Raw genomic sequence first — 22,608 nt, 5'->3', positions numbered from 1 at the left:
CCAGCAGCATGATCCAGAGGCTGGCGCAGCGCAGTGAACAAGCTATGGCCCGGAACTTTTGGCGCGAAGAGGTCATCGCTTCCCATATACAGCCATACCTGCCCACTACGGGAGAAATCCTCGACCTTGGGGCCGGAAGCTGCAAACTCGCCCATCACCTGACAGAGCGCCACCATCACAAAGTGACGGCCCTCGACATCGTCGACCACAACGTCACCTCGCTGCCCCTCCGGCTCTACCCCGGGGGCCGGCTGCCCTTCCCCGCAGACCACTTCGACGCCGTCCTCCTGATCTTCGTGCTCCACCATGCGATCCATCCCGAAGACCTGCTGGGTGAAGCCGTCCGTGTCGCAAAATCCAAGATCATCATTGTGGAGGACGCCCCAGCCGGCCCGATACAACGCCGCGCATGGCACGCCTGGGACTACATGCTCAACCACGGCACACACGCAGACGTCCACCTCGCCCAGGAACCACCGGACCTCGACGGCTGGAGCCGCTACCTCAACGATCTCGGTCTCCCCCCCGCCCACGTTCACCCGTTTCGCACCGCATTCCCGGTCGCTGCGATGTTCCGGCACGCCCTGTTCGTCGTCGACGTTCCCTGATCGGCACAACCACCCATGGCAGTTGGGCGGTTGTGCCGATCCGCCGATGCCGCAGCATCGACACAATGGCTTCTGCCAGGCTCACCCGAAAAGGAGCTCACGCATGAAGCCAGTGATGCACCTGCCCTCCCGCACGGCACCACGTGCACGGGCCGCCCGCACCAGCACTCAGCGCCTGCGCCCCACCACGGCGCCGTACAACCGCGCAGACCTCCCATGAAACGCGTCACCGGCGCCGCAGCTGTCACCTCTCCCGCCGCTGCCCTCCTCGCCTCCGGCACCCTGCCGTGGGCAGCCCAACTGGCCCTGGCCCTGTCCGGTCCACTGACCTACGCACTCCACTGTTGGTTCGCCTACCAGCTGGGCTGCAAGGCACTCGAGCGCGCTGAGCCTTCCGCAGTGCCGACCGTGCTCGCCTATGGCACCGGACAGGCATGGCCACACTCCAACGCCGGCGGACAACACCTGCGCGGAGATGACATCCGAACGGGAGGAGACGGCTCGACATAAGGGAGAGTGCGCGGTGTCAACGGCCGGACGACCCGTGGTTGCCTGCTTGAAGGAACAGGCGATCGGCTGCTTGGCCGGGGGCGTCACTCGCGGCCTTGCCCGGGGGAAGGAGGCGGGGACCGCAAAGGACACGAGCAAGCACGAGCAGCCACCGAGCCTGGCTGCGGGCGTCCCCGCTTTGCGGACATACGTCGGTGGCATGGCGGCCCAAACCGGCGAACCCCTCCACTGCCGCCGCCAGTTCAGTGGTATCCGGTGATGCCTTCGCGGGCTACGTGCAGCTACCCGCTGTCCGAGATGGTGCAGACCGTGCGCGAGCGCGGTGGTAAGCGACCTGATCAGGCGGCATGTCGCCTACCCGCCGCACTTGGTGCACGGGTCGCCTTCGCTGCCCATCAGTTCATCGAGGGCGCCACCAGGTCCGCGCTACAGGTTACGGCGGCAGGTCTCCCGCGCCAGGCCGGGAAGTCCGTGCCGAGCCCCCCGGTGCAGGTGCCCGTTCGAGAACAGCGGTTGGGTGAGGTCCGTTCCGGTCAGCACGATCGGCAGGACAGGGTGCATGAACCCTTGGTGATCGTTGAGTGTGATGGGCGGGGACGTGCACAGTCTCTTCAGGGCGTCCTGCTCAGTGGGCTCAAGACGATCACGCAGTACGGCGGCCAGGATGTAGCACTCCACTCCCAGATTCCGAAGGTGGGCCTGGATGGCGGTGAGCACGTCGAGGTCGTCCTGGTTGATGAGATCGCCCGGTTGGGTGCTCAAGCCGCCCTTGACCTCACCGATCACCACCACTGGCTGTGGTCCGTCGTCCAGCACCACCACGAGGTCCACTTCGCGCGGTCCGTCCGGGAAGCGGAAGCCGACGCCCAGCTGGCAGGTCATCGTCGTGCCGCCGGCGGTGGGCAGCAGGTCGGCGGGGAAGAGCTGCTGGTGGTAGCAGGCGAGGATCGCGGCGGCCGCCATCACCGGCCGGGTCTCCGCCATCAGGTTCCTGGTGATGCCGTCCGAGAGCCGGTAGTGCCAGTCAAAGCGCCGCGGTGATGAGCCCAGAAGATAGCCGAGCGGAAACCGGCGCCCGCAGTGCGAGCAGTCCATGTCTGCTTCCAGCCGGGGCGCGGGCACCGTGGTGAACCCGCCGCATTCGGGGCAGTGCAGCGGGGCGAGGGGCTCCAGCAGGCCACGCTGCTGCAGGGCCAGGACCACGTTCGTGGCGTATCCCGTGCGCCCGTCCGGGGCGCTGAGGGGTCCCGGCCAGTTCTCCCGGTGCTTTTGGGCGAGTCCGACGAGCCGGTCGTGGACCAGGCCGTCAGCACTCTTGGACGCTGCGTAGAGCACCTGCCAGACGGCGGGTTCGCATCCCGCCGCGCTGCCGGTGCCTCCCAGCCGCTCGGCCAGCTCCGCAACCTTTCGCCCGTTGACCTCCTGACGTGGCCGCCAGCCGGAGCCGCGGAAGAGGCCGTCGAGGATGTCGGCGTTGTCCAGCAGACGCAGACGCACTTCGTCGGTGCCACTGTCGGCGAGGACCCCGCAGACCCTGCCGCCGCGGACGGGCCGGTGAAACGGCTCCGCAAGGTTCGCTGGCTGGGCATCGAGCAGAGTGCTCAGCGAACGCAGGTTGGGCACCAGGAGCGTCCGGTCGGGATGAGGGCCGCGCACCTCGGTGAAGGTGACGTGGGCCGCCACGATTCCGGCATAGTGACGATCCGGCCGCCAGCGGGCTGGCCCCACCGGAGGCATCGGCAAGGCCAGCGTCCTCTGCTCGGGCGCAAGGGGCACCGAGAATTCCCTGACCGAGGCGGTCAGGAAAGGATGACGTCCACGCCGGGGCAGGGCGTATGTCACCGAGCTGCCGGGCAGCGCGGTGATGCCCATGTCACGCAACAGGACTGCAAGATCGCCAGGGACGGGCCGATGCCCGGTGATCACCTCGATCGTCGGTCCCAGGTCGCGGCCGTCGCCCCGCACCGAACGGCCCAGTGCGTCCTCACGCAGAGCGGCTCGCAGCCACTGCTCGGCCATGGCGTGGACCCGGTCGGCATGCGTCACCGGCCAGGGCAGAACGTGGTGGCCGGCAGCCCGGGCGGTCCACAGGAGCATGAGATCGGCGGGGTTCGCCGCGTCCACCAGGACGATCATGCTCGCGGAATCGTCCGAGTCGTACTCCAGGTCAAGGCGGGTCAGGCCGATGGGGGTGATCAAACCGTCGAAGGCGGGGACGGGGGCGTCGGCACCGATCGTGTGGCTTTCGGCAACACGAGCGAAGCGGGACCGCAGTTCGGCCGCGGCGGGGTTGTCGCCGTAGCGGCCGAACCACACCTCGAACAACGGGCCCAGCGGATCTGCGATGTCCCACTCGGGCAGCACGAACGTGTACGGGGGAGCGGGGGCATCCAGGAGCCACTCAACGCCCAACACCCCCGGAGCCGCCAGCGGTTGGTGACTGCCGAAAGGAGTGCCGTGATCGGACTTCCACCGGTAGCCCACGTGATCCGCGACCTCACGCGCCGTTGAATCGCCCGCCACCGGATAGAAGACGTCAACCGTAAGAGCCTCGGCAGTGCGAAGAAGGTCCGGGGCGTCGGGAGCAAGCCACGGAAAGTGCGCCCCGCCCCAGACACAGGTGCAGGCCTGCGCCGCGCTGGAGACGGCCTCGGCGTCGGGCTGGAGAACCATTCCGACCCGGACCGGCCGGACGCAAATCGTTCCACTGGCGTGCCCGCTTTGAGCCATCCCGCGCGTCCTCGTCCGTGCCGCTCAATCAGCGACAGACTACCGCTCAGGGGTCCGGGAGACTGTTCGTGCCGGGCGGTACACGGACCGGCAACCGCCAATCTGACTGTATGGCATGGCCATTGGCTACATCTGCGACCTGACAACGCTGGGCGATGGGTCAGTGGCTATGCGGCGGCCGCCGTAGAGTGGGCTCCTCAATCATGCCGCTGAAACTGGTGGTAGGGCAGGGACGCAAGTGGTGGGGGAGCGGGTGCAGCAACACATTGTGGGAGTGCACGGCATCAAGCAGGGCCGTACGTCGCAGCGGGAGCTGATCAAGGACTGGAGCAAGGCTCTCAACCGCGGCATCACCGCCTTGCACGGGAAGGACGCGGTGCGCACCGACCCCCTCCTGACGCCCACTCTGGAGATTCCGCACTGGTCCTCGATCCTGGCACGGGGCGCGGACCGGCTGGGCCCGTCGGGCATCTACCCCGACGACTCCACAGCCTTCACCGCCGACGAGGAAGCCTTCATCGTCGAGGCACTGGACGACCTTCTGACTCCGCAGGAGCGGGCTCTGGCCGAGGAGTTGGACCCGACGACGCTTGGGCCGCCGAAGCTGTGGCCGGCCAGCGTCACGCGCCGCGCCATGGTCTACGACCGGCGCACCCCCGACAGCGTCGTCGGCAAACTGGTCACCGGTCTGCGCGAGGTCCGCTTCTACCTCAAGCACCCCAACCTCGCCTCCAAGGTCCACGATCACGTCCTCAAAGCCTTCAGCGATGACACCGCCACCGTCGTCATCGGTCACTCCCTGGGCAGCGTGATCGCCTACGACCTCATCCGGCAGGAGAAGATCGCTGCCCCCGGCACCGCCGGAACCGCCGTGCACACCTTCGTCACCTGCGGCTCGCCATTGGGCATCCCCGCGGTGCGGCGCGCCATGAACATTCCGGAACCCGAGCTGCTGGCCATGCCGGCGCACATCAAGTGGCTCAACGTGTACGACCCGGACGACGTCGTCACCGGCGCAGCCGGTCTGGCCCTGGGCGCCCGCAACGTCACCGACGCCGAAGTCGACAACGGCAACATCGATCCCCACGCCTCCCAGGCATACCTGCGCACCCTCCCGGTCGCGCGGGCAGCCACCCACAGCTGGTCATGACCGAAGAACATGTCCCCTCCACGTTCCACCGGCGCCTGGTCGTCATTGCCGTCAGCGACTACGACGACGGCACCCCGGCCGAGCGTGAAGCCTTCCGCGCCGGCATCAGCGCCCAGGTATCGGTCGTAGAAGATTGGTGGGCCGGCGCACGCCTGGAAGCCGAGCGGCGCTTCACCCCTGCAGCCCCGCCCAAGCCGCTGCACACCGTGCACGACCTGCGGAGCTTCCTGATCGACCAGGACCTGGCCGACGCCGATGACGACGAAGCACTGGTCATCTACATCACCGGCCACGGCCTCGCCCCCCGCGGACGACAGCATTTCCTGCGGCTGCCCGACACGGATGAGAACCGCCCCCTGGGCACCGCGTTCCCCACGGCCGAACTCATCGCCACCGCCCTCGACTCCCGCGCCGGACACGTCCTGGTCATGGTCGACTCCTGCTTCTCCGGACGCCTGACGGACGAGCTCCACGACACCCTCAAAGCCCTGGACGAGGATCGCCGAGCCCTGGGGTCCCTGGTGGTGCTGACCGCCGGCAACGAAGATGCCAGACCGCGACTTCAGGCCTTCACCTCACTGCTGGCCGCGATCCGCGCGCACTGCGAAGACCAGACCAACGGATACGCACGCTCCCATCTGAGCTGGGAAGACTTCCACACGATCCGCGGCGCCGTGTGGGACCGCACCACCATGGCCGACATCAACCGCATCTGGCCCCCCGGCGACAGCGTCAGCCTCCAACTCGCCTCCCGCGCCCTGAGCCCCTGCCTGCCCAACCCCGGCTACACCGACACCACCCTCCTCGAGGACGCCCGCGCCCAGATCGGCTGGAACCGCGCCGACCTGGGCGACTACTGGATCTCCCGCGCCACCGGCCAGATGTCCGGCAGCACCCTGGGCTGGTACTTCACCGGGCGCACCGCCCAGATCATCCGGATGACCAACTTCCTCGGCGGTGACGACGGTGTCCTCATCGTGACCGGGCCCGCCGGCTCGGGCAAAAGCGCCCTGCTGGCACGCCTGGTCACGCTCAGCGACCCCCGCTTCCGCGCCGACGCCACCTACCAGCCCCTCCTCGCGGCCATCCCCGAACACCTTCAAGTCCCCGAAGGCGCCGTCGACGCCGCGGTCTTGGCGCGGAACACCGACCCCCATGAACTGTCCGCCGCGCTCTACGAAGCCCTCACCGGCCACCCGATTCCCGTCGGCCACGACCCGGTGGAGGAACTGCGCGCCTACGTCCGCGCGTCGCGCAGGGGAACACCCCTCACCGTCGTGATCGACGGCATCGACGAAGCCCGCAGCCCGCGCCGCCTCATCACCGACGTCCTGGGCCCCCTGTCCGCCATGCGCGCTGACGGCCGACCCCTGATCCGGCTCATCCTCGGCATCCGCAGCTCCACCACCACCGGCTCCACGACCCCCAGCGCACAGCCCGCCGACCCCTCCGGCAGCGACCTGCTGGCCCTGCTGCAGCGAGCAACCAATGCCGGCCCCCCACTGCGCACCGACGCCACCACCACACAAGACGACATCGCCGCCTACACCACCTCACTCCTGCACGCCGAACCCCCCGGTTCCCTGCTCCTTGACCATGACGACGACCGCATCAAGGAGGTCGCCACAGCAGTGGCCACGGAAGTAGCCCCGTCCTTCCTGGACGCCCGGCTCGCTGCCCAGCAACTGCACGCGCGCCCTCTCCTGCCCCTGCCCACCGACCCGGGCTGGCGCCGCCAACTGCGGCAGGGAACGCACGAACTGCTCCGGCAAGACCTCGCCGACGTCGCCTCGCACACGGGCACCACCCCCGACGAACTGCTGGCCGTCCTGCGCGCCACCGCCTTCGCCCAGGGAGCGGGCCTGCCCTGGGCCGACATTTGGCCGACGGCCGTGGGCGCCCTGCATCCCACCTGTGACGACGCGGCAGCCGCCATCCGCCACGTGGTGCGCGACAGCCGGCTGACCGGCTACCTGACAACCGCCCACGAAGACGGCAGAACCGTCTACCGACCCATCCACGAACGCGTCAGCGAGACCCTGCGCACCGCACCCCACACACTCCTGGCCCCCACCGGCACACCCGCCACACCCACCGGTGGCGGCGCCGGGACGGCCGATACCCCATCCGCTCACCGGCACCTCACCCAGGCCTTCGCCCGGCTGCTGCAAAGGGCCCCCGAGCAGCCACCGCACCCCTACCTGCGACGGCACCTGATCACCCACGCCGCACTGGGAAACGCCGTCGACGACGAACACATCCCGGCCCACTTCCTGCCCTGGGCAACCCGCGACAACGTCCGCGGATCCCTCGGCCTGCCCATCACCGCCACCGATCGCATCCGCCGCCTGGCCGCGTGGGCCCGCATCGAGCCCTTCGTCGGCGACGCACCCCCCGCCTCCCGAGCCGACAGCCTGGCCCTCGCCCAGCACACCAACAGCACACGGCCGCGCACCCCGATGCGGTACCCACAACTGCGCCCGCGCTTCAACCACCTTCATCTGCCCACCAACATCCTGGCCGCCACCCCCGGCAACCCCTACGCACTGGCCACCTTCCGCACCGCCGACGGCTCCACGGTGCTGGCAGCGTCGGACGAGCGGGGCAACCTCACCCTGTGGGACCCGCTCTCCGGCAGCGCCTTCGGTACCGCCCTGGAGGGCCTGGGGCCCCACGCCCGCGCGCTCACCGTCCTGGACGACCGCCCCGGGGAGCCCTCCCTCATCGTCGGAAGCGACCGTGGGCTGTGGCAGTGCGACCCGCAGACCGGCGAGGCCACCCTGCTGCTCGACGGGCGCATCCGTGCCGTCGCCACCGTCAGCGACGGTGCACGCCGCCGTGGCCGCCGTGGCGCACACGGCCGGCCGCTCCTTGCCGTCGCCACCACGGAGGACCTCCTCCTGGTGGACCCCCGCACCGGCCGCATCGAGACGAGCCGGCCCCTGCCCAGCATCGGCCGCCCGATGGAGCAGGACTTCCACAGGAGGTACCGCGGGACCCTCGTCCACACACTCGCCGTCATCCCCGTGCCAGATTCCCATCCGTTGCTCGCCATTGCCCAGGACGGCAGTTACGTCCCCCTCGTGGATGCCCTGACGTTCGACGACGCCGGGGGACTGCCGTGCGCCGGCAGGGGCGCCTCCGCTGCCGTCGGCTTCGCCACCGGGGAAGGCGAACCACGGCTGATCGTTGCGTCCCGCTCAGCGAAGTCCGTGCGCATCTGGAACCCGCTGACGCGAGCCCAGCACCCACACCAGCCGATCCGGCAGGCCGTGGCGGCCCTGGCCCTGCACCCCGGCCCCTATGGCGATCCCCTGCTGGTCACCGGCAGCAGCGTGGACGGCGCTCTCCACATCTTCGATACCGACACCGGTGCACTCGTTCGCCAACTTCCCGCCGAGCACACCGAGATGGTCCGCGGCCTGACGGTCTTCACCGGCCCGCACGGCCAGCCCCTTCTGGCCTCCGCATCGTTCGACCGCACGATCCGCCTGTGGGACCTTCAGGCGCCGGCCGCCGACGGCGACACCGGTCATCCCGCGGCAGACTACGTCGCCCTCCTGCCGCATCCATCCGGGCCACCCAGTCTCATCAGCGGCGGCCGCGCCGGCGAGATCACCGTGCGCTCCGCGCACACCGGCCGGGAAACGCACGTGCTGACCACACCGGACGACCGCCCCTACAAAGACGTCACCGCGCTGATGGTTCTCGAACCCACGCGTGGCACCACCGCACGCATCGCCATCGGATACGCGGACGGAAGCGTCGATCTCACCACACAGGAGGGCCCACGGCGCGTCCTGCTCCCCTCGTACTACTCCAACAGCAGGGTCCGGGCGCTGGCCCGCTTTCGCCACCCGGAAACCGGACAGCCTCTCCTCGCCGCCGCCATCAGCGACTCCCGCGTCGAGTACCTGCCGGTTGACGACGACACCCCCCACCTGCCGACACTCCGCGCCGAGGCAACCGTGCGGGCACTCGCCGTCCTGCCCGCCACCACACCACCGGTGCTGGCCATCGCAACCACCCGTGCCGTGCGCCTGCTGCACCCCGGCCACGCCCCGCACATGAGCCTGCCCCAGCGCATCGGTGCCGTGCGCAGCCTCACCTGCCTGACCATTGCCGACGGCAGCCTCCTGGCCACCGGCGGGTCGGACGGTGTGATCCGGCTGTGGGACCCATGCGCCCCGCGCTCAGAAACCCATGCGCCGCTGACCGGGCACCAAGGCCCCGTCACCGCCCTTGCTGCCCTGCCCCATCCGGACGCCGACCGTGACCTGCTCGTCAGCGCCTGCTCGGACGACACCAGCATCCGCGTGTGGGACTGCCACACGGGCCAGGAGGTTCTCCGTCTGGTCACCGGCGCACCGATCACCTCGCTCGCCGTGCTCCCCGCCGGCCCCGCCAACCGCAGCACCGCCCCTGCCGTCATCGTCGGCAGTGCCACGGGAACGGCCGCCGTCACCGTCCACCTCCAGCCCCCAAGCGGCGGCACCACGCTCGAGGACGCCTGAACTGCCTCAGGCACCGCTTCCGGAAGGCATGACAGCGCGGCGACAGCGCACTCCCGCCGCAGTGTTGACATCCGTGGCATGATTCGCGAATCATGAATCATGCCTCAACAGGACGTGGAGCGGCTGCGTGAGGTGTCCGTGCGGGTCTTCGGCAACCGTTACCGGGCGGAGCTGATGTGGGCGCTCGCCTCGGCGGGCGAGCGGGGCGTGTGCCTGGGAGACCTCGCCGTCACCCGCAACGTGCCGGCGAGTGTCTATCAAGCGCCGATGCGGGCCCTGGTGGAGGCCGGTCTGGCCGAGAGGCTGCCGAGGACACCGGGGGAGCGGCGCCGCTGGTACCGGCGCAGCGACAACGACGCCCTCTGGCAGTGTCTCGAAGGCCTGTTGAGCTGTTTGGCAGACCAGTCCGTACCGGTGAGAGTTGGATAGTCGGCGGGGCCGCTGCGCGCGGCCGGAGCCCGGTGAGGCAGGGTGGAGGCCATGGTGACCTTGGCGAACTCCGTGATCGGCCGTTCTGTGCGGACGGCTTCGGCCGCCCTGCTGGAGGCGGGCACCCAGACCAAGGTCGCCTCCCTGCAGGGCACCGAGGCTCTGTTCTTCCACCGGCTGGATGCCACAGAGCACGCCCGGCGCCAGGACACTCCCTCAGGCAGCACACCGCGCGGGCTCGGTACTGGTCCTGGGCCTGTGGCACCGGGAAGTCTCGTCCATCAGGGGGTCGGTAGAAGACCACGAGATCTTCGGGGTGCGGGCACAGATACAGCCTTGATCGCTGCTGCTGCCGCGGTGCCGACACGGATGGGCGCCATCGGTGAGTCTTGGGCAACACCCCTGCGTGCCGCGCTGCTCGGCCACCGAAGCCGCGTTGACATTACCCGGAGTAGCGGGATGCCCGCTCGGACCCATCTCCGCGGGCCGCAGCGTTCGCATGTACCGACGGGTTCCTTGGGGAGGGAAGTCGTGTGGCCTAGCTCCAGCTTTGACGAGATTGCCGTCACTCAGGTTGAACTCGTGGAGTCCGATGACCTGGTCGCGTCGTCGTCCATGATCAGGCCAGTCGGCGGGAGGCAGCCATCGATCAGGTGAGGCCGGTACTGGATCTTCTTCAGCCTCCGCTTGATTACGCGGGTCAGGTGGGCGAGGTCGGCAGCGGCGAAGTCGGCCAGGTGCCGCTTGAGGAGCGACCAGATCCCCTCGGCGGGGTTCAACTCCGGGGCGTAGGAGGGCGTCTGGAAGATGCGTAACCAGTCCTTGTGCTCCTCGGCGAAGTCCGCAAGCTCCTGCACCAGGTGCACGTTCAGATTGTCCCAGCACCACACCACCGGCGTGCCGAGCTGCACGCGGGTCATGACGATCAGATCGCGGTACTGGCGCCGGGAGAACGCCTTCCGCTCGCCTCGGCGCCCGTGCCAGATGTGCAGCTTGAAGAAGAACCGGGAGCGGTGCCCGGCGCGGTAGCAGACCACGCCGGCGATGTTGACCCGTCCCCGATTGCGGCCGCGCACCCGCACCACCGGCCGGGCTCCGCGCGGCGCCCAGGTGTGTCCCTTCGGCGGCCTCAGCCCCTGGCCTGCCTCGTCCTCGAAGCAGATGTGGGCGCCCAGGTCCGCCGCGGTCCTTTTACCTGCGGCCACACCTCGGCCTTCCACACCTCGATCGCCTCGTCGTCGCGTTCGATCGCCCGCCGCAGGGGCACTTGCGCGGACCAGCCGTGCCGCCGCAACAGCTTCCACACGCCCTGGATCGTGTACCCGACGTGGAACATTCGCCCGATCAGCAGCTTGACCCGCTTCAGCATCCACCCCTGGAACTCGTCGTCCCAGCCGTGCGCGAGAGGGCCCCGCTTCAACTCCCGCTCCAGCCGTTCCCATTGCCCGGGGCTCAGCCGTTCCACCGAGGCCGGCCCCTTTGAGCGCAGGGCGTCCGCACCGCCTTCCTCCCACTCCCGCCGCCAACGTCGCACCGACCGCGACGTCACCCGAAGCTCCCTCGCGACGCCCTCGGTCTTCTCACCGCGAGCGAACCGCCCGGCCGCCTCAAGACGCACCCGCTCCCGCTTTTCCTGCTCCCTGGGCGTCAGCCCGCCCCCATGCGCGTACCGCATGACGATGTCGTACCGCAGAGATCAAGAACCGTCACGGGCCACCGGACTCCACGAGTTCAACCTGAGCAATCAGGTGGTCAGCGACGGGTTGCAGCGGATGGCATCCGACCTCACCCTGGCCCTGAACGGAATCACCGCGCAGTAGCAGGGCGAAACGTGGGAGGCGATCAAGCCGGAAGTACAGCGCGTCCGGGTGGCGCACACCGGCGGTCGGTGAGCTCGACGAACAGCGGCTGACGGTGTTCCGTTGAGCAGATTCGGGCCGGTGGCCGTGCAGTGGTGCGCTGGAGTCAGCCCCAGCGCGGACATCTGAGAGTGCCCGCATAAAACGCGGCCTGCAGGGCAGGTCCGGCGGTGTAGGCACCCCCAGCACCCAGTCCAGGCCGGTCAGCCGGGTAAGGGCGCCTGCCAGGGGGCGCTGGGGGTGCCGTCGGGGTCAAAGCCGTACGGGCACACATCCTGCCACGCGGTGTCCTCGGCCCAGGTCAGGCGGTGGACAAGCTCAACGCCCGCTGTCTCCGCAGCTTCCCGGTACACGGCCAGAGCGCCCGCCGTGTCGTTGACCTGCTGCCGCAGACGTGCCACGGCCATGAGGTGTTCGTCGTCGCCGTACTCCGCCATCTTCCGGTGCCAGTGCTCCGCTGCGGCGAAGTCTCCAGCCGCTTCCAGATCCCAGGCAAGCATTCGAGCCGCCTTGATGTGACCGGTCGCAGCTGCTCTGGAAGCCAGGTCAATGGCGGCAGCATGCTCTTCGGCCACGGACTTTTGGACAGCCAGCTGGTACAGCGCATCCGGATGGCCAGTAGCGGCTGTTGCCTCGCAGAGACGTTTCCCGACCTCGTCGTTGCCGGTCCTGGACCATAGGGAGAACAGGTAGTCGTAGGGGTCTTCATAAGCGTTGTCGTAGGCCTGGCGTCGAAGCCGCGTGTAGCCCGTGTCGGTCCAGGACTCCACCGTCAGTGCGGTCAGGTAGTCGACCATGGTGGCATAGCCTGCTGCGGCCGCCGCAGCCGCCTGTTCGGCGGCGAACTCCTCGTCGTGGGCTGCCTGTTCTTCTTCTGACATGTTCCGCGCCGACACGCGAAGGGTCGCGATGAGATCGCCGGCGTCGGCGGCACGCTGGTCGATCCACCGGGCGGCGTCCTCCTCGCCCGCCCGTTTCCGTATCCAGTACAAGTCGCTGAGGGCAGCGATGGATCCGGCGTCCGCGGCCAGCCCGTACAGTTCCTCGGCATGCTGATCGCTGCCGAGGGTGAGGTGGATGCGCGCGAGTCCTGCCAGCGCGTCCGGGTGGCCGTCCGCGGCCGGGCCCCGGAAGAGCTCGGCCGCCATCCGCAACCGCCAACGCAGCCTTGCCGATTCACCGAGGGTGACTCGTTCGTCAGCAGACGTGAGGTGGTCGCAGGCGCTATGCCAGAACGAGGCCGGAGGACACACCAGCCGACGCTGACTGCGTCCGTGCTGCTCGAGATAGTCGGCGAGGCGAAAGACTGGCATCGGGCTGGTGGGGACGCGGTGTGCTGAGCGCCGCCGTACCCGGCGCAGGGGCGCGAGGTTGCCGTGCACGGAACGGCTGAGATCGGCGAGAGCCTGCTTGAGCCAGTCGTCGGCGAGCGTGTCGTACTCGTCGTCGGTGAGGTAGCCCTCCGCCGCCGCTTCCAGGAAGGGCCCAGGCTGGTGGAGACCGGAGCCCAGGCGGCGGGCGTCCACGGCTGCGTCCAAGACCGCCCGGGCCGCCGGCGTCGCCGTCTCGTAGCGGTGCAACAACTCAGGCGCTCCCGCAAGGAACTGCGTCAGCCGCCCGTCGCTTGCACTTTCCAGAGCATGCGCAAGCTGCCGGTCACCCGCGGCGGCCAGAGCCTGCGCAGCCGCTTTCGCAGTCGCGTCAAAGCTGTCCGGCAGATGGATCAATCGGCCAGCCAGCAACTCCCGCACCTGCGCATGCGGATCCATCTCGCCCACCCGGGGGAGCCTGGCGTAGGCCTCGGCGTACGCGGGCCACAACGTGCCCAGCACCAAGACCGGACCCCGCGCCGGGTCGGTGAGCAGGCCGTGCAGCGCGGCACCGATGCGCTCGCCCAGCCCACGACCCGCGCCGAGATAGTGCTGCGCCTCGTTGAGCCACACCACCGTGCGCGGACCTACCCGGTGAAGGTCGGCGAGCGCCGCCTCGGCCCGGGTCGGATCGAAGGGATGCCACAGCCGCCACCCCGCCACGGCCAGCGGCTGGACCGCCTCCCAGCAGGCGCGCGTCTTCCCGGTCGAGGACGAACCGACCAGTACGGCCATCCTGCTACGCCCATCCGACACCGTGGCGGCAACCAGCTCGGCCAGGTGCCTGTCGTGCGGTCGACGAACGTATGCAGGCAACGCGGAGGCTACCCGCTGTTGCCCGGCCGCAACCGGTGTACTGACGTGCCCCAGCGGCGGAGGCGCGGCGGCCGGGTGGACCTCGAGGTCGTGGGGATCGCACTGGGCGATCGGCCGTCCGACCGAAGTCCTGTCCTGCCCAGCCACATCAGTGCCACCGACGGCGGCGGCACGCAGAACCAGCAGCGGCCCAAGATCAAGATCGAGGGCACGTGCCAGCGCCCCTACCGTCTGTGCCGACGGCACGTCGGCTGCACCGCTGAACGCTTCGCTGACTGTCGTACGACCCAGCCCGGCACGGCGGGCGAGCATGGTCTTCGTCAGGCCTGCCGCAACCAGTCCGGCCTCCAGGCGAGCACGCAACTCACCCAGCGCCGCCGAGTCCTCGAAATTCTGGGTGGCCACTTGCTCGTCCGTCTCCTCCCGTCGGCTGTTCGCCGGTGTTCATCTTCGTCCGCTCGTACCACGGCGAACAGGTGCCTCATGACACTCGCCCAAGACAACCCGTTCTGGCCGAAGAGGAGTACCACCATGTCCGACCGCACCGCCGTGATCACGCTGGCCTGCGCGATGATCGTCCTGGTCGCCGTTCTCGTCGGTGGCGCGGCCGGTTATCTCGCCCGCCGGGACCACGCTACCTACCCCGCCGCCGTCGCCCGCGCCGCCTTCGCTTTCGCCGCGACTCTCACCCTGGCCGCGGCGGTCGCCAGCGCGCTGGCGACCGCGTTCCCTGCCCGAGGGTAAGCAAGGGCCTGACCCCGTTGCTTCCGCCACTGATTCGGCCTTCCAGCGGTCTCCGGCAGGCACAACTGCCGTCTGCGGATGCCGCCGTGCGCCAACTGTGTGCAGGCGACGCCCGTCACAGCCGCACGCCGCACCCATCCCACCCGCCCGTCAAGGAAGTTCGCGGCGGTCGCCACGGGCCGAACAATAAGAGCACCGCCCCAGGCCCGGACTTGAGAGGCTGTCCCGCATGGCCTTTCACTCGCACCTGGGGATTGCCGATCACCAGCTCCTGTACTGGAGAGCGGAGTACCCGCCGGAACTGGCCGCCCTGTTCACCGAATCGGAGCGCCAGCCTGCGAACACGCGCCTCCCTCTGCAGGCGAATCTGACCGAGTTCGTCTACGGGACAACGGTGGCGCGACTGCGAGAGCGACTCCACGTGCAGGGCTTCAGCGCCGCCCGGGCGAAGACCGAACTCGCCGAGGTCCTGGCCGGATGGAAGAAAGACCGGCCTTTGGATGCATTTCGCTTCTCCGAGGAGCCCGACGTGCGCAGCGTCGAGGCCACTGTGCGTCAGCTCCTCGCCATGACCTTTGAGGAAGCATGGCCAAGCGAGAGCTTCCAGCCCAACCCCTATGACCTGCCCGACGCGTTGTCCCGGTACATGGATCACCGCAGCCTGACCCGCCTGCTGCTGGAATGGGCTCCCGACCAGCACGCCACCGTCTTCCTCGATCTCAGCGAACTCACCGGGCCCGGCGTGGACCTGGACCCCGCACATCCGGTTGCCGGCGAGGCGCGCGCCGAGCAACTGGCGAGTCTTGCCCAGGACGCCCCCTTGCTGGTCCTGACCGAAGGCCCCACCGATGCCCGCCTTCTGGCAGCGGGCCTGGAAGTCACCCACCCGCATCTGAATGGCTACATAACCTTCTTCGACTTCGGTGCCGCCAGCGCCGAGGGCGGCGTCGCCCAACTCGCGAAGACCGTGTCCGCATTCGTCGCCGCTGGCGTGGCCAACCGGTTCGTCGCACTGGCCGACAACGACACCGAAGCCCACGCCGGACTGGCCAATCTCAAAAAGCAGCCGCTGCCGAAACGCTGCCGTGTACGGCACTACCCGCCGCTGCCAGCGCTCAAGACCTATCCGACCCTCGGCCCGTACGGAGACGAGCCAGTGCGGGCAGACGTCAACGGACGCGCGGGTTCCCTGGAGATGTACCTCGGCCGTGATGTCCTGCAGGGCGAGGACCGCACACTCATGCCCGTGCAGTGGCGCTCATGGAACCCGAAGCTGCGCCGCTATCAGGGCAGCCTTGCAGACGTGGACAAGAAGGCGGCCCAGGACCGCTTCCTGCGCAAGGTGCAGATTCACCGCTCCGGGCAGGGCAGTGGACGTGAGGACTGGGACGGGATCCGGGCCATCATCGACACGATCGTGACTGCATTCGACTGAGGAACATGGGCACGGGTGCAAAAGACGGCCCACGGCAAGGAACGCGCCGGATAGACACGAGACGACGACAGTCCCTAGAAGCTGGCCGCGCACCTTCTCCGGCAGCACCTGGCCCCTGGCCTGCGATTTTTGGTGCGGTTAGGGTGAGTGCTACGGCGGGGAGCATGTCGGGCGGCTTGTGGAGATCTTCGCTGTGCGAGCACGACGTTAGCCGTGAAGGAGCGACGCCCTCGTGCCTGCCGGGGCCGGGCCGCGACTGATCTCTGCCGCATGTTGGGCCGAGCGCATCCGGGTTCATGCGATGCGGAGCGGTACGTGGTGGCCGGCCAGGAGGCGGGCCAGCGCATCGGTCTCCTCCTGCGGCAGGGCGATGGCGGCCAGGCGGCGGGCGCGGGTGACGGCGACGTACCAGACACGCAGTACCTCGTCGGCGGCCGGGTCCGCGGTGGCCCCGCGCTGGCCGCTTCCGGCATCGGGCAGCAACAACAGGACGCCGTCCGCTTCGTCGCCCTTGAGCTGGTGGACGATGTTGGTGCGTATGCCCGTGGTCGGCTGGGGCCGGGACAGGGTGGCTTTCCCGGCGAGCCGGCCCTTTCCGCCTTGTGGAGCCGCCCCGGGCAGAGCGGGCCAGGCCTTCATGGCCTGCCACACCTGCGGCCCCCACTTCTTGTGAGGCGCAGGCAGGCTGTGCAGGAAGGCGAAGGCCGTGCGGTTGACCTGGCCGGTAGGGAGACGGTGGCTGGTCATGATGCGTTCGGGGCCGCCGGATTGGCCCGGGTACCAGTAACCGAACAGGACACGCACAGCGATCGCGCAGGCACGGGCCAGGTCGTCGCCGGAGGCGCCCGGAGTGTGGGCGACGGTGCGAGCCCACGCCAGGCTGGTGATCGCGTTGGTGTTGGGCTTCTCCCGGCTGATGCCCGGCAAGGTGGCGTACCTGTAGGCGGTCACCAGGCAGTCCCGTACCGGGACGGAGTACTCCTCTGCCAGCGTGCGGAAGGCGTCGACGATGCCGGCGCCGGTCGGAGCGTGGATGTGGCGGCTGCCGGTAGCGGCAAACAAGGTGGGCATCAGCAGGACGGGAATGTTGTCGTCGCGCACCACGGACGTGTCCGGCGGGCGCTGCCCCGTCCTCAGGGTGGCCGCCAGTCGGCAGATGACCGGGGAGCTGCGCCAGTTGCCGGTCAGACGGTGCGGGGCGGGGGACAGGCGGGACGCGAAGGCCCCGAGCGCCTGGGGGGTTCGGCGCCCCGCCAGGCATAGATGGCCTGGTCCGGATCACCGACGAGAACCAGCGGCAGGCCGGCGCCGTGCAGCAGCTGGAGGATCGCCAGGTCGGCGGCGGAGCAGTCCTGCGCCTCATCGACGATGATTTCCGCGAACCGGGATTGCAGCGGCGGCAGCAACGCGGCGGTGGCCTCGCCGTTGCGCAGGTTCCACAGGGCCACGGCCCGCACCTCGTGCCCGGTGAAATACCCCTGATCACACCACGACTTGCGAGTGGCGAGGATCTTCTCCTCCCACACCGAGCGGTTGCAGGAGCCGGCGTCGATGAGCTGGCGGGTGTCGTAGTCGAGTTTGTCCCAGGCAACCTTCCCGTGCGCCGAGTGGTGCGAGGGGTCCAAAGTCATGGGGAAGCGGTGCAGAGAGATCTCCCGGTCCACGCCTTCCACCATGGCCTTGACGCTTGCCCAGGATTCCAGCAGACGGGGCACCGGATCTGAATCGCCCCGGGTTTGATGGAGACATCGAAGACCCGGAAGGATGCCGCTCATGGCTGCTCCCCGTAAGTACCCCGATGAACTGCGCGAGCGTGCGACGCGGCTGGCGATCGATGCCCGCAAGGACCCGGCCGGCAGGGCCGGTGCGATCAAGCGGATCGCCGACCAGCTGGACGTGCACCCCGAGGCCCTGCGCGGCTGGGTCAAGCGGGCCGAGACCGACGAGGGCATCGTGCCCGGCACCACCAGCACCGACGCTGCACGGATCGCGGAGCTGGAGCGGGAGGTGAAGGAACTGCGGCGGGCGAACGCGATATTGAAGTCCGCCTCGGCTTTCTTCGCCGCGGAGCTGGACCGTCCACTGCGATGAAGGTCGCCTACATCGACCAGTACAAGGAGTGAGGCTGATCCTTTGGAGTGGACACCCTGACAATGGATCTTGATGGTCCAGGGAGCGATGTCCAGGTGGGACGCAAGTCTCCGTATCCGGAGGAGTTCAGAAAGGACGCTGTCGCGCTCTACCGCGCCGCAGCGGGGAAGCGGACGTACGCGGCGGTGGCTGCGGATCTCGGTATCACCGCGGAGTCGCTTCGTACGTGGGTCCGGAAGGACGAGGGCCAAGCCGTGCCCGAGGGCCGCGAGGGCAGTGTCAGCGCGGCGGAGGAACTAGCCCGGCTGCGAGCGGAGAACGCTCGGCTGCTCAAGGCCGAGCAGGAGTGGCGGCTGGAGCGCGAGATCCTGCGCCGGGCAGCCGCCTATTTCGCTCGGGAGGTGAAGTGAGCCCCTGCCGCTGGGCCTTCGTCTCTGACAACCGCGCCGATTTCGGCGTCAAGCGGATCTGCCGGGTGCTCGGGGCGTCCCGCGCTGGCTACTACCGGCACTTGGCCACCGCGCAGGCCCGGGCCGAGCGCCAGGCGGAGGAGAAGCGGACTGTGAGCGAGATCCGCGCCATCCACGCCGAGCACCATGGCGCCTACGGCGCCCCGCGTGTCCATGCCGAGTTGCGTGCGAGGGGGCGCAGGATCAACCGCAAGCGCGTGACCCGGCTGATGCGGATCAACCACATCGTTGGCCGGCACCTGCGGAGGAAGAAGCGGACGACGATCGCGGACCGCGCGGCGCCGCCCGCGCCGGACCTGGTGATGCGCGACTTCACCGCGGACAGGCTGAACACCAGGTGGTGCGGCGACATCACGTACGTAGCCGTCGGCGCGAAGTGGCTCTACCTCGCCACGGTGATCGACATCTGCTCGAGGAAGGTGGTGGGCTGGTCGATCGCCGACCACATGCGCACCTCCCTGGTCACCGACGCGATCGAGATGGCCGTGGCTGCCCGCGGCGGCCGGGTCCACGGCGTCGTCTTCCACACCGACAGGGGCGCCCAGCCCGAGTTCAAGGAGTCGTCGCAACACTGCTTGTCAGAGAGCATAATGCTCGTTGAGAGCCTCGGCGGGAGTTCTCCATCCGAGCGTCTTGCGTGGGCGGCCGTTGAGGGCTGCGGCGACCGCGTCCAGATCTCCTCTGCTGGTCCGCGTGCCACTGCGCGACCGAGGCCCGGTAGTCCAGCCGGCCGCCGCGCGTCGCTGCGTTGCGCCGCAGTTCCCGGGAGATCGTCGACGGGGACCGCCCCAAGTGGCGGGCTATGTCGCGCACCCCGCGCTCCTGGGCTCGTAGCAGGGCTATCTCCTCGCGCTCGGCGAACGACAGGTAGCGGCCCGAGGGCGGCTCCAGGCTGATCAGCGGCATCCCGCCACCCTCACGGAACCATCGCGGCCCCAACGGCATCGACACGCCGCAGGCCACGGCAGCGTCCTCGCTCGACAACCCCTGCGCGATCAGCCGCCAGAACTGCTGCCGCTCCTCCCGCCGGTTGACCGGAGGCCGTCCCGGAGACCGAAGCGCCGGACGACCAGCCAAGATCGCCGCGCGAGCCCTTCCCTGCGCCACAACATCCTCCCTGCAATCGAGGTGTTGCGACGATCAGTTGAATCCGCCCACCGCTCGTGCATCCCGTCGTCGCGACGACAACTCCGGCCAGTGCCGCACAGGCTGACATGCGCAGTGAACGTCCCCGACCCATCCGTCCCCTGGCTCTCGTCACAGAACTCAACACTAACGTTAACGATCACCTGCTGACGAGCTCACAGATGAGAAACAAGTACTCAAAGCCACCGAATAGGCCGTGCTCGCCGGGCGCGGTCAGCCCTTGACGATCAACCTCTCGACGTCGGGAAACCCCTTGTCCCACCAGTGTCCGTAGCGCCGGTAGACAGCTGGATCGCGGTCGGCGAGCAGCACTGACAGTTTTTCCGCCTCCTCGGTCAGACCTTGCCACGCAACCTTGCCGAGCTTACGGAAGGCGGTCAGTTCCAGCCCGCTGTCGGCTGCGCGCCATACTCCGACGACCTGCCCGTCGACGAGCAGGCAGGGCAGCACATCGCCGTTACGCCGGACGACCAGGGGCCGGTACTCCGGGGGCATGACCCGCCCGGGAACGGTGTGAGTCAGCAGCGTGCTGTCCCACATCGGCAGCAGTCTCGGCGGCGCCGAGGTGTCATCTGCGGGCACGGTAGCGCCGGCCAGGTCGAATAGGGCAGCGCGGCCGGGGCCTGCCACCCGTACCACCTGGTCGCCGAGCTCATGCAGCGCTTTGGTTATGGCCGCGCGAGTCAGCAAGGTGAACCGGGCGAAGTCCTGGGCCGACGCGGGCCCGAACGCGCGCAGGTAGGCGAGCAGCAGGCGCTGGACCCCAGCGTCGGCTTCCTGTGGCGCAGCCGCAGGGGCCGCCGGGGAGGCGCGGTAGGTGTTCGGCTGTGTGAACGACCATTGGCCGCCGGTCGGCGCATGATGCACTGGCGCGAACGTGCGTAGCGCCCACCACACGCGGTGTGAGTGCTCGCCGTGCCTTCCTGTGACCTCGTCCTCTACCTGGGCGCCGGTGCGGGGCCGCTTCAGGAACCCGGCGAGCTCTGGGAGCAGCGCGTCGGCGTCGTCGGGGGTCAGCCCCGTTGCGGTGAAACGGCGGTCGTACAACCGTGACGCCCGCAGAGTGCTCAGCATGGCAGCGCGGTAGGCCTCGTAGTCCTCGGCATGGACGACGTGCAGCGTGATCCGCATGAGGGTTGCCTTCACGATCCGACCCTGCGCGAACGCTGCGTCGAGATTCTCGGGCGCGAAGTCCTGCACACGGTTCCATAGCGCCAGGTACGGCGACGCTGGTGCCTGCGCCTGCAGAGCGCAGACCCGACGAACCGCCTCTGCCACATCGAGGCGCTGGCGCTCGAGCAAGAGCTGACGGTCCAAGGTAGCCAGGGCAAGCTGTCGCGCGGTGAGGCTCATGACCGGATCATGCCACCTCAGCTCCCGTGCGAAGCAATCGCCGACACAGGGCTGTCAGTTGAGGCACATGCTTGTCGGGTTTGAGCGTTCGTCGCCGTGAGGAGGACGAGTCGGTCAAGCAGCGACGACCTTGGCGCTCGATGATCTGACCGCGTTCGAAGCGGGGCGCCAGCAGCCGCTGCATGCGATACCTGGCTGTGCAAGAGCCGCAATAGCGCCGGGTTGGAACACTGCCCCTTCACCAGTAGGGCACGCCCGGGGCCGACCGTCAGGTAGCAGCCGGCCTCGCCACGGTCGCGTGTGGGCTGGCATCGATCCTTGCAATGCGGGGCCTCAACCTGCGCTCGACCGCATCGCAAAGCCGTGATCGTGTCGAAGGACTCCTAGCGCACGGGGCCAGGGCGCTGGTCAGCGGTCGCTCTTTGCGGTCGGTGGCCTCTGCGGTGATCAGCGGCTGGTCGACCGTGGGACATTCTGCGGGACACCGTCCGCCCGCTGGTGCTGCGTATGATCAGCGTCCGGGAGGGACCGGTGGTGTGGCCGCTGACCATGGCGGAAGCGTTCACCCAAGCGTCGACCGCCTGGCCACGGCGAAGACCGACTCCTGCATTATCGTCCAGCGCCCGGACCGGCGCCTCGCCGACCGGCTCCACGACTTCACCCGCCGATGAATCGAAGACACACCGTCAGAGCACGGCTGTGATGTCTTTCACGTCTCCGGGTCACTCGATGACGCTCGGAGCCGCTCGGTGTCACTCGGCGACGCTCGGCGTCGCCCGCTCCTGGCGAGACGTACGTCTTGTTAGCGCCCGTCGCTAGACTTCCGCGCAAACACGCAGAAGGAGCCCTGCGTCCCCAACGGGTTTCCTAGACCCCCTACGGCCCCGTCCTCTCCCTCGACGACGTGATCGGCACCAAGGTCCGCGCCCTCGCCGACCGCGGCACCGTCCGCGACCTCATCGACGTTCTCGGCCGCCTCCCGCCACCGCTTAACCGCCGACCTCGAATCCCTCGGCCGCCGCCGCGCCCTGTCCGCCACTGCGCAACAGCAGGTCTACAGCGCCGCACTGAACTGGGCTGGTCCCATGCCGAACTGGCCCGCTGTGCCCGGACGCCCCAGTCCGTCATCGCCCGCCTGGAGAACAGTCTCACGCTGTCCTCCGCCCGCACCCTGCTGCGCGTTGCCACGGCCTTGGGACAGCTCCTCCGCACCGCCATCGGAGATGCGGCCTGAGGCTGGTGCAGGGGCGCGCCACCAGTCCAGCTCCTCGGGGAGGAAGGTCTGCTCCAGTGTCTGCCCGAGCGCTCGGGTCCTGAACCAGGGCTTTACCCGGATCGCTGCCCGTCCGATCCGGCGGATCGATAGCCATCCGCGCTGGTGGT

Annotated in this window: 16 protein-coding genes and 3 pseudogenes; 11 read left to right on the top strand and 8 right to left on the bottom strand. The window is 68.9% G+C overall.

All coding sequences use genetic code 11. From position 1 onward, the window contains the following. Nucleotides 1-8: 8 nt before the first annotated feature. On the top strand, nt 9-608 hold the full coding sequence (locus tag R2S09_RS36745) for a methyltransferase domain-containing protein (RefSeq protein ID WP_316745540.1): 600 nt from the start codon (nt 9-11) through the stop codon (nt 606-608). A 936-nt stretch (nt 609-1,544) separates the two neighbouring features. Here the strand turns inward: R2S09_RS36745 and R2S09_RS36740 are convergent. Then, nucleotides 1,545-3,533, bottom strand: coding sequence for a hypothetical protein (locus tag R2S09_RS36740; protein ID WP_316745539.1), 1,989 nt, complete (start codon nt 3,531-3,533; stop codon nt 1,545-1,547). A 568-nt stretch (nt 3,534-4,101) separates the two neighbouring features. On the opposite strand from R2S09_RS36740, the gene R2S09_RS36735 reads away from it, so the two are divergent. The 3 genes from R2S09_RS36735 to R2S09_RS36725 all read left to right on the top strand — a co-directional run bounded on the left by R2S09_RS36735 (nt 4,102) and on the right by R2S09_RS36725 (nt 9,941). Beyond that, a complete protein-coding gene (locus R2S09_RS36735) occupies nt 4,102-4,998 on the top strand; it encodes an endopeptidase (protein ID WP_316745538.1) in 897 nt (298 codons plus the stop codon). Next, nucleotides 4,995-9,512 (top strand): AAA family ATPase, encoded by a 4,518-nt coding sequence (locus R2S09_RS36730; protein WP_316745537.1) that lies wholly within the window; start codon nt 4,995-4,997, stop codon nt 9,510-9,512. Before R2S09_RS36735 ends, R2S09_RS36730 begins: the two co-directional genes overlap by 4 nt. A gap of 99 nt (nt 9,513-9,611) precedes the next feature. Continuing rightward, a complete protein-coding gene (locus R2S09_RS36725) occupies nt 9,612-9,941 on the top strand; it encodes a hypothetical protein (protein WP_316745536.1) in 330 nt (109 codons plus the stop codon). Between the two features lie 569 nt (nt 9,942-10,510). Here the strand turns inward: R2S09_RS36725 and R2S09_RS36720 are convergent. Together R2S09_RS36720 and R2S09_RS36715 are read right to left on the bottom strand one after the other, a co-directional pair. Then, nucleotides 10,511-11,146 (bottom strand): transposase, encoded by a 636-nt coding sequence (locus R2S09_RS36720; protein WP_316745535.1) that lies wholly within the window; start codon nt 11,144-11,146, stop codon nt 10,511-10,513. After that, nucleotides 11,071-11,616 (bottom strand): winged helix-turn-helix domain-containing protein, encoded by a 546-nt coding sequence (locus R2S09_RS36715; protein ID WP_316745534.1) that lies wholly within the window; start codon nt 11,614-11,616, stop codon nt 11,071-11,073. Before R2S09_RS36715 ends, R2S09_RS36720 begins: the two co-directional genes overlap by 76 nt. 4 nt (nt 11,617-11,620) lie before the next feature. Here R2S09_RS36715 and R2S09_RS36710 point away from each other — a divergent pair, with 4 nt between their 5' ends. Next, complete coding sequence (locus R2S09_RS36710; protein ID WP_316745533.1) at nt 11,621-11,761, top strand: hypothetical protein; 141 nt, start codon at nt 11,621-11,623, stop codon at nt 11,759-11,761. Nucleotides 11,762-12,003: 242 nt separating this feature from the next. On the opposite strand, the gene R2S09_RS36705 is transcribed toward R2S09_RS36710, so the two are convergent. Next, on the bottom strand, nt 12,004-14,391 hold the full coding sequence (locus tag R2S09_RS36705) for a helix-turn-helix transcriptional regulator (protein WP_316745532.1): 2,388 nt from the start codon (nt 14,389-14,391) through the stop codon (nt 12,004-12,006). Between the two features lie 126 nt (nt 14,392-14,517). Here R2S09_RS36705 and R2S09_RS36700 point away from each other — a divergent pair, with 126 nt between their 5' ends. Beyond that, nucleotides 14,518-14,730 (top strand): hypothetical protein, encoded by a 213-nt coding sequence (locus R2S09_RS36700; RefSeq protein ID WP_316745531.1) that lies wholly within the window; start codon nt 14,518-14,520, stop codon nt 14,728-14,730. Nucleotides 14,731-14,959: 229 nt separating this feature from the next. Next, nucleotides 14,960-16,165 carry a HEPN/Toprim-associated domain-containing protein gene (locus R2S09_RS36695; protein ID WP_316745530.1) on the top strand — a complete coding sequence of 402 codons (1,206 nt, stop codon included), beginning with the start codon at nt 14,960-14,962 and terminating at the stop codon, nt 16,163-16,165. Nucleotides 16,166-16,459: 294 nt separating this feature from the next. Here the strand turns inward: R2S09_RS36695 and R2S09_RS36690 are convergent, their stop codons facing one another. After that, the gene (locus R2S09_RS36690; protein ID WP_316745529.1) at nt 16,460-17,266 is read right to left on the bottom strand and encodes a hypothetical protein; all 807 of its coding nucleotides are present in this window, start codon (nt 17,264-17,266) and stop codon (nt 16,460-16,462) included. A gap of 83 nt (nt 17,267-17,349) precedes the next feature. Further along, on the bottom strand, nt 17,350-17,841 hold the full coding sequence (locus R2S09_RS36685) for a UvrD-helicase domain-containing protein (RefSeq protein WP_316745528.1): 492 nt from the start codon (nt 17,839-17,841) through the stop codon (nt 17,350-17,352). Nucleotides 17,842-17,938: 97 nt separating this feature from the next. Here R2S09_RS36685 and R2S09_RS36680 point away from each other — a divergent pair, with 97 nt between their 5' ends. Continuing rightward, a complete protein-coding gene (locus R2S09_RS36680) occupies nt 17,939-18,256 on the top strand; it encodes a transposase (RefSeq protein ID WP_306193230.1) in 318 nt (105 codons plus the stop codon). Nucleotides 18,257-18,351: 95 nt separating this feature from the next. Continuing rightward, nucleotides 18,352-19,382: pseudogene (locus R2S09_RS36675) on the top strand (IS3 family transposase); the annotation flags it as partial. Nucleotides 19,383-19,410: 28 nt separating this feature from the next. On the opposite strand, the pseudogene R2S09_RS36670 reads toward R2S09_RS36675, so the two are convergent. Further along, nucleotides 19,411-19,671 (bottom strand): annotated as a pseudogene (locus R2S09_RS36670) (helix-turn-helix domain-containing protein); the annotation flags it as partial. A gap of 414 nt (nt 19,672-20,085) precedes the next feature. Then, nucleotides 20,086-21,225, bottom strand: a complete 1,140-nt coding sequence (locus R2S09_RS36665; RefSeq protein WP_316745527.1) for a winged helix DNA-binding domain-containing protein — start codon at nt 21,223-21,225, stop codon at nt 20,086-20,088. 871 nt (nt 21,226-22,096) lie between these two features. Here R2S09_RS36665 and R2S09_RS36660 point away from each other — a divergent pair. Both R2S09_RS36660 and R2S09_RS36655 read left to right on the top strand, forming a co-directional pair. Beyond that, nucleotides 22,097-22,253, top strand: a pseudogene (locus tag R2S09_RS36660) (nucleotidyl transferase AbiEii/AbiGii toxin family protein); the annotation flags it as partial. Next, the gene (locus tag R2S09_RS36655; RefSeq protein WP_316745545.1) at nt 22,232-22,459 is read left to right on the top strand and encodes a helix-turn-helix transcriptional regulator; all 228 of its coding nucleotides are present in this window, start codon (nt 22,232-22,234) and stop codon (nt 22,457-22,459) included. The pseudogene R2S09_RS36660 and the gene R2S09_RS36655, both read left to right, overlap by 22 nt. The last annotated feature ends 149 nt before the right edge of the window (nt 22,460-22,608 follow it).

Source organism: Streptomyces sp. MK7, assembly GCF_032658145.1.
GTDB lineage: Bacteria > Actinomycetota > Actinomycetes > Streptomycetales > Streptomycetaceae > Streptomyces > Streptomyces spiralis.
Note: the sequence above shows the minus strand (reverse complement) of the source record. Positions and strands in the feature narration are given on the sequence as shown.

What these genes read in the sequence shown, in the direction of transcription:
- R2S09_RS36695 (WP_316745530.1), top strand. Translation starts at nt 14,960, where the DNA reads ATGGCCTTTCACTCGCACCTGGGGATTGCCGATCACCAGCTCCTGTAC.
- R2S09_RS36710 (WP_316745533.1), top strand. Translation starts at nt 11,621, where the DNA reads ATGTCGTACCGCAGAGATCAAGAACCGTCACGGGCCACCGGACTCCAC.
- R2S09_RS36745 (WP_316745540.1), top strand. Translation starts at nt 9, where the DNA reads ATGATCCAGAGGCTGGCGCAGCGCAGTGAACAAGCTATGGCCCGGAAC.
- R2S09_RS36725 (WP_316745536.1), top strand. Translation starts at nt 9,612, where the DNA reads ATGCCTCAACAGGACGTGGAGCGGCTGCGTGAGGTGTCCGTGCGGGTC.
- R2S09_RS36685 (WP_316745528.1), bottom strand. Translation starts at nt 17,841, where the DNA reads ATGGTGGAAGGCGTGGACCGGGAGATCTCTCTGCACCGCTTCCCCATG.
- R2S09_RS36700 (WP_316745531.1), top strand. Translation starts at nt 14,518, where the DNA reads ATGTCCGACCGCACCGCCGTGATCACGCTGGCCTGCGCGATGATCGTC.
- R2S09_RS36680 (WP_306193230.1), top strand. Translation starts at nt 17,939, where the DNA reads ATGGCTGCTCCCCGTAAGTACCCCGATGAACTGCGCGAGCGTGCGACG.
- R2S09_RS36730 (WP_316745537.1), top strand. Translation starts at nt 4,995, where the DNA reads ATGACCGAAGAACATGTCCCCTCCACGTTCCACCGGCGCCTGGTCGTC.
- R2S09_RS36715 (WP_316745534.1), bottom strand. Translation starts at nt 11,616, where the DNA reads ATGCGGTACGCGCATGGGGGCGGGCTGACGCCCAGGGAGCAGGAAAAG.
- R2S09_RS36665 (WP_316745527.1), bottom strand. Translation starts at nt 21,225, where the DNA reads ATGAGCCTCACCGCGCGACAGCTTGCCCTGGCTACCTTGGACCGTCAG.